Raw genomic sequence first — 13,156 nt, forward strand, 5'->3', positions numbered from 1 at the left:
GCTTAACTGAGTCATAATAAAAAAGCGCATAAAAAAAGCCCCTATCAATTGCAGGGACGCTTTTATGCGCGGTACCACCCAGCTTAAGAGAATGTAATCTCTTCGCCTTCATTTACTAACGGATTGCTCCGATTCTCCACTTATACTCATGCAGAGAACAGCTCCAGGAGTGTAATTCGAATGGCCCTTTGTGTCAGTTTCCAGCAGCCACTGACTCTCTACAAAACAGGGAGGACCCTCTACTTATTCCTTTCAATGCTTTTAACCTATTCACTTTAAGTTAAGATTATTTTTATCATATGACATATATCCCTGTCAAGCATCTATTAAAAGAGGAAATTTCCCCAAGAAGTACATATCATTTTGTGCTATAATAAGAACGATGTTCTAAGGAGGCTGATACTTATTGAATGAACGTATAAAAGACTTACGAAAGCGTGCAACTTCCTTTTTTACTAGATTTAATTCTGGCAGCTGGAGAAAAAACACACGAATTTCTTATCAAGTATTTTGGAATATATGTTTAATTCTCATTATATTAGGTGTGATGGGCGGTGCTTTTGCAGGCGGTGTTGGAGCAGGTTATTTTGCTTCACTTGTAAAAGATGAAGAAATCATTCCATTTGAAATGATGGAAAGCAATATTTATGACTACACAGAAACGTCAGATCTATACTTCGCAAATGATGTATACCTCGGGAAATTAAGAACTGACCTTGAGCGTGAAGAAGTTGTGCTAGAAAACGTCTCCCCTTATTTAATTAATGCTGTCATTGCAACAGAAGATGAATATTTCATGGAACATGATGGCGTGGTGCCAAAAGCAATTATGCGGGCGTTATTTCAAGAGGTGACCAATTCTGCTGTTCAAACTGGGGGAAGTACGCTTACACAGCAATTAATTAAAAATCAGATTTTGACGAATGAAGTTTCCTTTGACCGAAAGGCAAAAGAAATTTTACTCGCACTTCGTTTAGAGCGATTTTTTGAAAAAGATGAAATTATAGAAGCTTATTTAAATGTCGCCGATATGGGAAGAAACTCCTCAGGACGTAATATTGCGGGAGTTCAAACCGCTGCAAAGGGGATTTTTGGTGTGGAGGCAAAGGATTTAACACTGCCTCAAGCAGCATTTATTGCCGGCCTGCCTCAAGCCCCTTTTGGTTATACTCCATTCACGAACGTAGGTGAACGCAAAGATGAAGCTGGACTTCAGCCTGGGCTTCAGCGCATGCAGGAAGTATTATCACGCATGCTTCGTGAAGAGAGCATAACACAAGAAGAATACGACCAAGCGCTGGCTTATGATATTACAGCTGATTTTATTCCTGCTTCTTCAAGTTCGATTGATGAATACCCGTGGGTTACACGAGAGCTTGAAAGCCGTGCGACTGAAATTATAGCGGTTGTACTTGCAGAGCGGGATGGCTATAGTGAGCAGCAATTAGAAGACAGTAAGCCATTAAAAGACGAGTATGAGCAATTGGCAGATCGAGACATTCGCCAAAACGGATATAAAATCCATTCAACTATTGATAAAGAATTATATGATGCAATGGAAGAAGTGAAAAATAACTTTAATGACTTCGGTCCAAACCATAACGTAACCAGAACAAATTTAGAAACGGAAGAAGAAGTAATTGTCTCTGAGCCTGTTCAAGTAGGAGGTATCCTTCTAGAAAATGGTACTGGGCGTATTATAAGCTTTACTGGTGGAAGAGATTTTGATCAGGAGCAGCTTAACCATGCTACTCAATCCTACCGCTCTTCCGGGTCAACCATTAAGCCAATCGCAGTGTACGCCCCTGCAATTGAATTTGGTCTAATCGGTGCAGGTACGCCTCTTGCAGATGTAAAGTTCTCTTACCGTGGATGGAATCCAGATAACTACTCATATCGGGAATACGGGCTTGTCCCTGCAAGAACAGCTTTAGCTGCATCTCATAATCTATCAGCTGCACGTCTATATGGGAAAATGCAGAGCCAAGGACTAAATCCTGGAGAGTTTTTAGAAAAGATGAACCCGGAAAAAATTTCTAGTGCTGAATATGAGAACCCATCCTTTTCGCTTGGAGGAATGGCAACAGGGATCTCTGTAGAAGAAAATACAGCAGCTTACGCGACACTCGGTAATATGGGTCAATATGTTGAACCTTACATGATTGAGAAAATTGTGGATAAAAATGGCGAAGTAATTTATGAACATAAGACTGAGTCTATCCAAGTATACTCTCCTGCAACGGCTTATATTACGCTTGATATGATGCGGGATACAATGACACCAATTGGGACAGGACGTTCAGCTCCCCGTTTCTTAAACTTTACGACGGACTGGGCAGCAAAATCAGGAACATCCCAAGATTTCCATGATAACTGGTTTATTGCAACGAATCCAAATATTACATTTGGTATGTGGTTTGGCTATGGTGAACCTGAATCACTTTATGATAATGGACAATACAATACACGCACGATTAATCTATGGGCAAATATGATGAACCGGGCAAATGAGCTTCGGCCAGAACTCATCGATCCGCCGAATTCATTTCAGCAGCCTGATGGAGTTGTAAATCGCGCATTCTGTTCATTTACTGGACAAGCAGCAACCGATGCATGTTCACAAGCAGGGCTTGTTACTTCTGACTTGTTCCCTAGCAGCTTTGCATTCTCTGGTGCAAGTGATGCGTTATTGGTCAGCAGATATGTAACTCTTAACGGTGTACGTTATGTGGCTCTTGATTCAACACCAGCTGAATTTTCATCAAACGGGGCACTGCTCAGTCCTGATTATGCGGAGCAGATGCTGGCTCCATATGGTGGAAACGCGGCAGGACTTTTCCCTGAAGGAAATTCATTCTTTGATAATTTACTTGTCGCTCAAAATCGTTTAGAGGATGATGGAAGCAATCCAGCAGGGGTTACAGCAACAGCTACTGGCAGCGGTATTACATGGACGCCTTCCGGCAGCGGTGATGTTGTAGGCTACCGTGTTAAAAATACTGGCGGCAGTACGATCGTCTCTCGTAAAGCAGACGAGAATTTAACAGCCTCCCTTCCAAACGGTACTTATTATGTTGTGGCAGTTGATGTAGCAGGAAAAGAATCGACGCCATCAAATGAAATTCAAATTGGAGCCCCCACTCTTCCTCCTCCTGCCCAGGAAAAGGAAGAAAATGATGCACCTGCGACACCAGTTCCTCCAACCACACCGCCACCATCAAGTGGCAATGGAGGAAATGAAGAAGATCCTCCTGAAGAAACGGAGCCTCCTGAAGTAACAGAGCCTGCAGAGGAAGAGCAGCCTGCAGAGGAAACGCCACCGGAAGAAACTCCTCCTCCAGATGAAGGAAATGGAGAATAAAAATAGATACAAAAAAACGTGCCGGAATCCGGCACGTTTTTACTTTATTAATCTTCCATTGTTGACAAGTCACCAGTTGGCAGATCAAGTTCCCATGCTTTCAACACTCGGCGCATAATTTTTCCGCTGCGTGTTTTTGGAAGCTTGTCTCTAAATTCAATTTCTCTAGGAGCTGCGTGAGCCGCTAAGCCTTTCTTCACATGCTGACGAATTGCCTCTTTTAGTTCATCTGATTGTTCATAGCCTTCACGCAGAGCGATAAACGCTTTAATAATTTCTCCTCTTACTGGATCCGGCTTCCCGATGACGCCAGCTTCTGCAACGGCAGGATGCTCTACCAATTTACTTTCTACTTCAAAAGGTCCGACACGCTCACCAGATGTCATGATTACATCGTCAATTCTTCCTTGGAACCAGTAATACCCATCTTCATCTTTATAAGCAGAATCTCCTGATACATACCAGTCGTTTGGCATAAAGTAGGATTCGTATTTTTGTTCATTATTCCAAATCGTCTGCATCATAGACGGCCATCCCTTTTTCAATGCGAGATTTCCCATTCGATTTGCAGGAAGCTCATTTCCTTGATCATCGACAATGGCTGCTTCCACTCCAGGGAAAGGCTTACCCATTGATCCAGGACGGATTTCCAAGCTAGGATAGTTACAGATCATTTGCCCGCCTGTTTCCGTCATCCACCATGTATCATGGATGCGGTGCCCGAACACTTTCATTCCCCATCGAATAACCTCTGGATTTAATGGTTCTCCTACACTCAATACGTGACGAAGAGAAGAAAGGTCATATTGCTTTACAAGCTCATCTCCGGCTCCCATCAGCATTCTAAAGGCTGTAGGTGCACTATACCAAACCGTAACATTATAGTCTTGTATCGTTTTATACCAAGCCTCTGGGCTAAAACGACCCCCCACAATAACTGACGATGTCCCTGTAAGCCACGGACCAAAGATTCCATATGACGTACCTGTAACCCATCCAGGATCGGCCGTGCACCAATAAACATCATTATCTTGCAGATCCAGTACCCATTTGGCCGTTTGATAGTGTTGCAGCATCGCATTTTGCACATGCAATACTCCTTTTGGCTTACCTGTTGATCCGGATGTATAGTGTAGGATCAAGCCATCATCACGTTCGAGCCATTCAACAGAAAATGAACGATCGGCCATTTCAAAATGCTTTAAGAAATCAATATTCTTCCCATTCTCTTCGATGTTTTTACCGATAAGAAAAACATGTTTTAAATGCGGAAGTTCATTTACAGGTATACGTTCCAGCAAGTCCGGTGTAGTGATGATCACCTTGGCTTCACTATCTTCCAGCCGGTCTCTGACAGCACCTTCCATAAACGCTTCAAATAAAGGTCCAACAATGGCACCAATTTTTAGAGCGCCCAGAAGTGCAAAATACAGCTCAGGTGAACGAGGCATAAAGATGAAGACGCGGTCCCCTTTTTCAACGTCCCCATGGCTTTTAAGTACATTAGCTGCTTTGTTCGTTAGTTCTTTCATTTCTTTAAACGTGTATTTTTCATTTCTCTCCGCATCGCGGTAGTATAATGCGACTTTGTTCTTTTTGTCTGACTCTGCATGACGATCAATCGCCTCATAAGCCATATTCACTTTTCCAGTTTCATGCCATGAAAAGTTTTTTTCAGCTTCTTTCCAATCAAATGAGGCTGCTGTTTCCTCATAGCTTTCTAGATTGTACTTCCCTTTAATCGATGGTAACGCTTCCAATTTCATGCCGTTGTCCCCCTTATGTAAGAAATGTCTTCTCTATTATAGTACAACTTTTAATTTTTCTCAATTTTTTAAAAATACTAATACAGATAGCTTGTAAAATTTGTCTCTCTTATAATTTCATTCTATTTTTAGTTGAAAGCGCTTTACAATTTCCATTATGCTATATAATAGAACTACTAAGGAAATGTGGGTGATAAAGAAAATGGAGCACAAAAAAATATACAATGCAAAAGAACTAAGAACCACGGAAGGTTCGATCGTCATAGAAGGTCCCATTTCATCCAGCCAGCTCGCTTCTCTTGAATTTCATGAACATTTAGTTGCGTTTCGTCCGCCTGAACAGCAACACAAAGCACTTATTGAAATCGCTGCGCTGCCAGAAGGACGCATTATTATCGCAAGAGAGCATAATACTGTAGTTGGATATGTTACTTATTTATATCCTGATCCTTTAGAACGCTGGTCTCAGGGAAACATGGAAAATTTAATTGAATTAGGTGCAATTGAAGTCATACCTCGTTTCCGGGGTGCCTCTGTTGGAAAGAATCTCCTTCGTGTATCGATGATGGATGACGCTGTTGAGGATTACATTATTATTACAACAGAATACTATTGGCACTGGGACTTAAAAGGAACAGGCTTAAATGTATGGGAGTATCGAAAGGTAATGGAAAAAATGATGAATGCAGGGAGCTTAGAATACTTCGCTACTGACGATCCAGAGATCAGCTCTCACCCGGCAAACTGTTTAATGGCTAGAATAGGAAGCCGAATTACACCTGAATCCATTCAAAAGTTTGACCAATTGCGTTTTATGAACCGGTTTATGTACTAGATCTATGCGGGAGGTACTTTCATGATCATAGAAGAAATGATGAAGACTGACGTTCATACCTTATTGCCTGAAGCTACACTTGCTGATTCAATCGAAACGATGAGAGTGCATCGCATCAGACACATCCCCATCGTCGATGCTAAACGAAAAGTGGTAGGAATTATTACAGATCGAGATATTAAAGAAGTTTCCCCCTCCCCTTTTCAAACTCAGCCATCTGCAAAATTATTTACAACAAAACTAAAAGACATAATGAAAACCCCTGTTATTACGGGACATCCATTAGACTTTGTAGAAGAGGTGGCAGTACTCTTTATGGACCATCGAATCGGCTGTCTTCCCATTGTCAGTAACGATAAGCTGATTGGCATGATTACTGAAACCGACCTGCTTTACACACTGACACAGCTTACTGGAGTTAGACAGCCAGGATCACAGATTGAAGTAAAGGTACCTAACCGTGCTGGCATGCTTTATGAGGTGGCAGGGATTATTCGAAAAAATCACTCAAATATTCACAGTGTTCTCGTGTATCCTTATAAAAAAGATGATCGTTATAAAATTCTAGTATTCCGCGTCCAAACCATGAACCCGATGACTGTGATTCGAGACTTACGTGAGGAAGGGCATGATGTCCTATGGCCGAATTTGCCAACACATCAGTTATGACAAAAGAAGCAGTATTTATTTTTTCAGAAGAACTATTAAACTATCGATTTTCTAACGATCATCCGTTTAATCAAAAACGTTTGCAATTAACAGTGGATTTATTAACAAAAATGAATGCGGTTACATACGAGGATATCATTCCACCTCGCATTGCTACAGATGAGGAGCTTCAGCTTGTTCATGATCCCGCCTATATAAACGCGGTGAAACAAGCTGGATCAGGAACTCTTTCTCAAAGTAAAGCAGAAAGCTACGGACTCGGCACTGAAGATACACCGATTTTTAAAGGAATGCATGAAGCGAGTGCACGTTTAGTTGGCGGTACATTAACTGCAGTGGATTGGGTGATGTCCGGAAAGGCAAAACATGCTGTAAACCTTGGTGGTGGTTTACATCACGGCTTTCGAGGGAAAGCTTCTGGCTTCTGCATCTATAATGACAGCTCTGTAGCCATCAAATATATCCAGGAAAAATACGGGGGAAAAGTATTGTATGTCGACACAGACGCTCACCATGGAGACGGTGTCCAGTGGTCCTTTTACGACGATCCAGATGTATGTACACTCTCTATCCATGAGACCGGCCGATACCTATTTCCCGGGACAGGGGCAGTCAATGAACGTGGCCATGGAAAAGGATACGGGTTTTCCTTTAATATTCCCTTAGATGCATTTACAGAGGATGAATCTTTTCTCGAAGCGTACGAACTGTCTTTACGTGAAGTCATTGCTTTTTTTAAGCCCGACGTGATCTTGACACAAAATGGCGCTGACGCTCATTGCCTGGATCCATTAACTCATTTATCCTCTACCATCAATATATACAGGGAGATTCCAAAGCTTGCCCACAAATTGGCCCATGAATATTGTGAAGGCCGCTGGATCGCTGTCGGGGGTGGAGGCTATGATATATGGAGAGTTGTACCAAGAGCATGGTCGCATATTTGGATGGAAATGACTAATTTTCAGCTAACAGATCTTAAGCTGCCTAAGGAATGGCTTGAGCGTTGGCAGCCGGAATCACCTGTTCCGCTTATTGAAACATGGGATGACCCTGCTGCGCTATATGAAAAAATACCGAGAAAAAAAGATATTACAGAAAAAAATAGGCAGACGCTTGAAAAAGCACTTTATCCTATTCTTTCAAAGAATAAAAAGTAAGGCGTTTCTTTAATTCTGATTTTCATCATCTATATAAAAAAAGAGTGAATCCTTTTAAATTAAGGGTTCACTCCTGTTTTTAGCTATGTTAAAGTCCATTGTTGATTATTGCACTGCATTGATTGGAGCGGGTGTGCTGCAATCAACAGACACATTTAACAAAGTCAAATTATTATTTTTTTGTAGACTGTCTTTCCTCAATGCGATGCGGAAGGACGACCGTTTGATCATCAATCGATTCTTTATTCATGAGCTTTGTCAAGAGACGCATAGCAACTGCGCCTATATCGTATAAAGGCTGAACAACTGCTGTCAGCTGTGGACGAACCATAAGCGCAAGCTTTGTGCTGTCAAAGCTGATCACTTCCAATTCTTCAGGCAGTGCCAAGCCTTGATCTAGCGCACCGTGTACAACTCCCAATGACATTTCATCGTTTCCTACAAATACAGCTGTTGGCTTAGAAGCCAGCTCACTAAGACGTGACCATGCTTCAAGACCGCTATCATATGTGTAATCCCCTTCGATCACCAATTCTTCTCTGTAATCGATACCAGCCTGCTTTAGCGCCTCTCTGTATCCCTCAAGCTTTAACGTACGGTTAATAGTATCATGGAACGGACCGCTAACAAAAGCGATATCCTTGTGACCTTTTTCAATTAAACAGTTCACCGCATCAACTGAGGCCTGAAAATAGTTGATGTTAACTGAAGGAGTTTGATTTGTCTCCTCCACTGACCCTGCAATAACAATCGGTACAGGAGATCGTTTAAATTCAGTTACGAGTGTTTCGTTAATATTCCCGCCCATAAAAACAATTCCATCTACTTGTTTACCAAGCATTGTGTTAAGTAAATGAAGTTCCTTTTCCTCATTTTGATCAGAGTTACTTAAAATAATATTATATTTGTACATTGTAGCGATATCTTCAATTCCACGTGCTAATTCAGCAAAAAAGATATTTGAAATATCAGGGATTACAACGCCAACAGTAGTTGTTTTTTTACTTGCTAGCCCTCTTGCCACGGCATTTGGTCGATAACCTAATCGTTCGATTACCTCGAGCACCTTTTTTCTGGTAGCTGGTTTTACATTTGGGTTTCCGTTCACTACACGAGAAACCGTTGCCATGGATACATTCGCTTCTCTGGCCACGTCATAAATTGTGATATTCAACGCTGACACTCCTTCAGTCATTCTTGTTTTCATTTATTTTCATTTTACACTAACATGTTCATTCTAAAAAGAAAATCATTGTCCACTTTTGAATGTTTTGCTCACATATGTACATAATCATACGCTAGTGTTCTACTGCTTTCAACGTTTTCATCAGGATCCACACAAAAGTTTCTTTTTTCCTGACTAAAAAAGCTTCCCGGATTCTTTTCACTGTCAAAAAGCAACAGCGAAAGACCCGAGAAGCTCTATATTAAGTGCTTAATTATTTCGCGTGAACATTCAGGAATCCCTGAATCGCATCGTAAAATGCATCAAATTGCTGGAAGTCCATTTGCTGTGCTGAATCAGACAAAGCAACGGCAGGATCCGGATGTACCTCTGCCATAACACCATCAGCACCGATTGCTAGTGCAGCTTTTGCTGTTGGAAGCAATAGGTCTCTGCGGCCTGTTGAGTGTGTGACATCAACGAATACAGGCAAATGCGTTTCCTGCTTAAGGATCGGAACAGCTGAGATATCAAGTGTGTTACGTGTAGCTCTTTCGTACGTACGAATTCCCCGCTCACATAAGATAATTTGACCGTTTCCTTGTGCCATAATGTATTCTGCTGCATTGATAAACTCATCAATCGTTGCAGCTAATCCTCTTTTTAAAAGAACTGGCTTATTAGCAGACCCAGCTGCTTTTAATAATTCAAAGTTCTGCATATTACGTGCACCAATTTGAATCACATCGATGTAATCAACCGCTTCTTCAATATGTGCGGGATTTACGATTTCACTAATAACAGCAAGACCGTATTCATCCGCTACTCGTTTCAATATTTGAAGACCCTCCAATCCAAGACCTTGGAAATCATAAGGAGAGGTTCTTGGCTTATAAGCTCCGCCACGCATAAGTTTTAATCCTTTTGCCTGAATCTGCTCAGCTACTGCAGCAACCTGCTCGTAAGATTCAACTGCACAAGGCCCGAAAATGAATTGTGGCTTACTATTGCCAATCTTCTCACCATTTAATTCGATAATTGTATCTTCTGCCTTTTTCTTACGCGATACAAGCAGTGCTTTACGGTGATCATCTTTTTGCAGTTCAAGTCCTGCTTTAAAGACTTCTTTAAAAATATGCTCAATCGTGGAATTGAGAAAAGGTCCATTATTATGTTCCTTCAATAAATCCAGCATCGCTCTTTCCCTAACTGGCTCATAGCGATTAACGCCTTGTTTTTCCTTCACTCGGCCAATCTCTTGAACTAACTCAGCACGCTTATTAATAATATCAAGCAGCTGCAAGTTCATCTCGTCTACTTGCTTTCTCAACTGATCCAATTCCACATTGCTCATTCAAAACATTCCTTTCCTTTTCAGAAATCGTATTCATCTGTAATTGAATTCAACTTTTAACGTAAGTATGATACATTTTGAATAAGAGAATCCATGATACCATTAACGGTTGAAATGAATTTAATCATCCCCTTCAACTGGTTAACTCATTTTCTATTTTATTGATTATTCATTATTATAATAGAACATAAACTAAATGTCACTAAAAAACTTTATTTATTAAACGCTTTTAAGCGTTAAAGCCTTAAAACATTGAAAGACGGTGAATATTTCTATGGATCATGAAAAAATTTTTGCGCTGGACATTGGTACACGATCCATTGTTGGTTTAATTCTTTCCAAACAAGAAGATCATTTTCATGTAGAAGATTTAATACAGCGTGAACATACTGAACGCTCTATGCTGGATGGACAAATTCATAACGTTCCGGCTGTCGCCGCTCTAATTACGAAGATAAAACTTGAACTGGAGAAAAAACATGGAAAATTGAAGTATGTATCTGTAGCTGCTGCGGGCAGAGCATTAAAAACACAGCAGGCAAGCTTCGAGTTGCCCATAGCCGGGAGGCCAAAGCTCACAAAGCAGGATATTCTTCATATGGAACTAAGTGCTGTTCAGCAAGCTCAATCAGACACTGCAGAAAGCGATGAGAAAAGTCATTACTATCACTGTGTCGGTTATTCTGTTCTTCGTTATACACTTGATGGACAAGCAATCGGCAGTTTAGAAGATCAGCAAAGTGAAGTGGCAGCTGTGGAGATCATCGCTACCTTCCTTCCAAGAATCGTTATAGAATCACTTATCTCATCACTTAACCGGGCTGGACTTGAAATGGGCGCCCTAACGTTAGAACCGATAGCCGCTATAAATGTCTTAATCCCTGCCTCCATGCGACGCCTGAATGTTGCCCTTGTAGATATTGGAGCTGGCACTTCTGATATTGCTATTACCAATCATGGCACCGTTATCGCATATGGTATGGTTCCTTTTGCAGGCGACGAAATAACGGAATGCCTAAGTGATCATTATTTGCTGGATTTTCATCAGGCAGAAACGGCAAAAAGAGCCGTTCAATTTTCCTCGGTTATTACAATTGCTGATATCCTTGGAATTGAAACCGAAATTCCACAGGAGGAAATAGTAGAAGTATTATCCCCTTCAGTTCAGCAATTAGCTGCCTCCATTTCCGAGGAAATATTACGTTTAAACAATGGAAGCCCTCCGAAAGCAATCATGCTGGTAGGGGGTGGCAGTCAAACGCCTTTATTGCCTGAAATGCTTGCAAAAGAACTGGAGCTTCCACCTAACCGAGTAGCCGTTAGAGGAATTGATGCTATTCAAAAAATGACGATTGATGAATCGATCCATCAAGGTCCTGAGCTCGTAACACCAATTGGCATTGCCATCGCTGCAGATCAATCTCCTGTAAATTATGTAACCGCTAAGGTGAATGAACGTGACATTCAATTATTTGACGTGAAAAACCTATCTGTTGGCGATGCACTTATAACTGCTGGTATAAAGCTTTCTAAACTCTATGGCAGGCCTGGCTTAGCCATTATAACCACCATTAACGGAAAAATGGTGACCATCCCTGGAAAGCATGGGGAGCCACCCATTTTACAAAAGAACAATACGGTCTGTACTTTGGACGATCCGCTCCTCCCAGGGGATACCATAACGATTATACCAGGTATAGAGGGGCAGTCTTCTTCAGTTGCCATTCAAGATATGATTGAAGAAGGGCTGCAAATAACGGTCTATATAAATGATGAGCCGGTTCAGTTAACGAAATCCTTGCTTCAAAATGGAAAACCTGCCTTTCCAGATGCGAAAATATGTGATCGTGATACAATTGAAGTACAACATTCATATACGGTAGATGATCTTTGCAAGAAATATAGCCTAATCAACGATCTTCAGCAATTGCGTCCATTTATGATTCAGCTAGATGGAAAAAGAACCTTTTATCCTCAATGGTCAGGACAAGTAAAATTAAATGGGCGAAGCTTAAAAATAGAAAATTTCACTACCCTTTTAAAAGATGGTGACCGCCTGACGGTCCAACAAGGCGTTGTGCCAACTGCAGCCATGCTGCTGGAGCAAACAGAAAAACATATCAATCTAAAAGCCGAGGTTACGTTTAACCATAAAACAGTAAAATTAGAGGATTCAAGATATTCACTGCGGCGCAACAACGATCTCTTATCCATTGACAGTATAATCCACTTTGAAGATGAACTAACCAGCGTACAAAATAAGACAAATTCCTACACCTTTCAAGACGTTTTTAGGTTTGTTGATTGGGAGCTGCCCAATGTGCAGTCCGGGGAAATTATTATTTTGAAAAACGGAGAAAAGTCTTCTCTTAATGAGACCATCCAAACAGGCGATCAACTGGAGTTGTATATAAAATAAAAAAAGGACATCTGATCTTAAATCTGCCTCTGCAGACAAAAAATCCGGTGTCTTATTTTAAATCCATATCTTATAGCTGAGATTGCAGTGATTCTTCTGAAATTTTGGAGTGAGAAGCATGCCATACAGGCTTACCATTTTGAATAAAGAAGGCTTGTGGAGACTCATGACGTACATTAAATGTTTCCGCAATATGGCTAGATAGTTCACGGGAATCCTGTACTGCCAAATAGTAGCCCTTTGCATTCCCATTATTCACAAACCCTTCGAATTCTTGATAGGCTGCTGCACTGATTGGACAGGTTAAACTATGCTTCAAGAAGAAAAAAGACTCCTCAGAAGATGCCAGCTCTTTAAATTGATCAATTGAATGAATTTTTTTCATTGTTATTCTCCTTTTTTGGTAAAAAAATTTTCTTATATTCTC

9 protein-coding genes and 1 other annotated feature are annotated in these 13,156 nt (G+C 41.0%); of the genes, 5 read left to right on the top strand and 4 right to left on the bottom strand.

The window, feature by feature from the left end:
• Nucleotides 1-49: 49 nt before the first annotated feature.
• Nucleotides 50-265, bottom strand: a binding site (T-box leader).
• 141 nt (nucleotides 266-406) lie between these two features.
• Nucleotides 407-3,361 carry a transglycosylase domain-containing protein gene (locus tag KP78_RS17195; RefSeq protein WP_084220140.1) on the top strand — a complete coding sequence of 985 codons (2,955 nt, stop codon included), beginning with the start codon at nucleotides 407-409 and terminating at the stop codon, nucleotides 3,359-3,361.
• Between the two features lie 47 nt (nucleotides 3,362-3,408).
• Here the strand turns inward: KP78_RS17195 and acsA are convergent, their stop codons facing one another.
• Nucleotides 3,409-5,127, bottom strand: coding sequence for an acetate--CoA ligase (gene acsA, locus KP78_RS17200; RefSeq protein WP_041090809.1), 1,719 nt, complete (start codon nucleotides 5,125-5,127; stop codon nucleotides 3,409-3,411).
• Nucleotides 5,128-5,329: 202 nt separating this feature from the next.
• Here acsA and KP78_RS17205 point away from each other — a divergent pair, with 202 nt between their 5' ends.
• From KP78_RS17205 to KP78_RS17215, 3 genes are read left to right on the top strand one after another with little or no spacing between them, the layout of a single operon-like run.
• Nucleotides 5,330-5,962: a GNAT family N-acetyltransferase gene (locus KP78_RS17205; protein ID WP_041090811.1), complete on the top strand. Its 633-nt coding sequence runs from the start codon at nucleotides 5,330-5,332 to the stop codon at nucleotides 5,960-5,962.
• Between the two features lie 21 nt (nucleotides 5,963-5,983).
• A complete protein-coding gene (locus KP78_RS17210) occupies nucleotides 5,984-6,631 on the top strand; it encodes an acetoin utilization AcuB family protein (RefSeq protein WP_041090813.1) in 648 nt (215 codons plus the stop codon).
• Nucleotides 6,628-7,791: an acetoin utilization protein AcuC gene (locus KP78_RS17215; RefSeq protein ID WP_041090943.1), complete on the top strand. Its 1,164-nt coding sequence runs from the start codon at nucleotides 6,628-6,630 to the stop codon at nucleotides 7,789-7,791. The genes KP78_RS17210 and KP78_RS17215 overlap by 4 nt, the downstream gene beginning before the upstream one ends.
• Nucleotides 7,792-7,963: 172 nt before the next feature.
• Here the strand turns inward: KP78_RS17215 and ccpA are convergent, their stop codons facing one another.
• Nucleotides 7,964-8,965 (bottom strand): catabolite control protein A, encoded by a 1,002-nt coding sequence (ccpA, locus tag KP78_RS17220; protein ID WP_041090815.1) that lies wholly within the window; start codon nucleotides 8,963-8,965, stop codon nucleotides 7,964-7,966.
• 265 nt (nucleotides 8,966-9,230) lie between these two features.
• Entirely contained in the window at nucleotides 9,231-10,310 is a 1,080-nt protein-coding gene (locus KP78_RS17225; protein ID WP_041090817.1) for a bifunctional 3-deoxy-7-phosphoheptulonate synthase/chorismate mutase, read from the bottom strand.
• A 274-nt stretch (nucleotides 10,311-10,584) separates the two neighbouring features.
• Between KP78_RS17225 and pilM the strand changes: the two genes are divergently transcribed.
• Nucleotides 10,585-12,729, top strand: coding sequence for a pilus assembly protein PilM (gene pilM, locus KP78_RS17230; RefSeq protein WP_041090819.1), 2,145 nt, complete (start codon nucleotides 10,585-10,587; stop codon nucleotides 12,727-12,729).
• A 70-nt stretch (nucleotides 12,730-12,799) separates the two neighbouring features.
• Here pilM and ytxJ read toward each other — a convergent pair whose 3' ends face one another.
• A complete protein-coding gene (ytxJ, locus tag KP78_RS17235; protein ID WP_106388594.1) occupies nucleotides 12,800-13,120 on the bottom strand; it encodes a bacillithiol system redox-active protein YtxJ in 321 nt (106 codons plus the stop codon).
• Between the last annotated feature and the right edge of the window lie 36 nt (nucleotides 13,121-13,156).

The organism is Jeotgalibacillus soli (assembly GCF_000829435.1).
In the GTDB taxonomy this organism is placed as follows: Bacteria; Bacillota; Bacilli; order Bacillales; family Jeotgalibacillaceae; genus Jeotgalibacillus; species Jeotgalibacillus soli.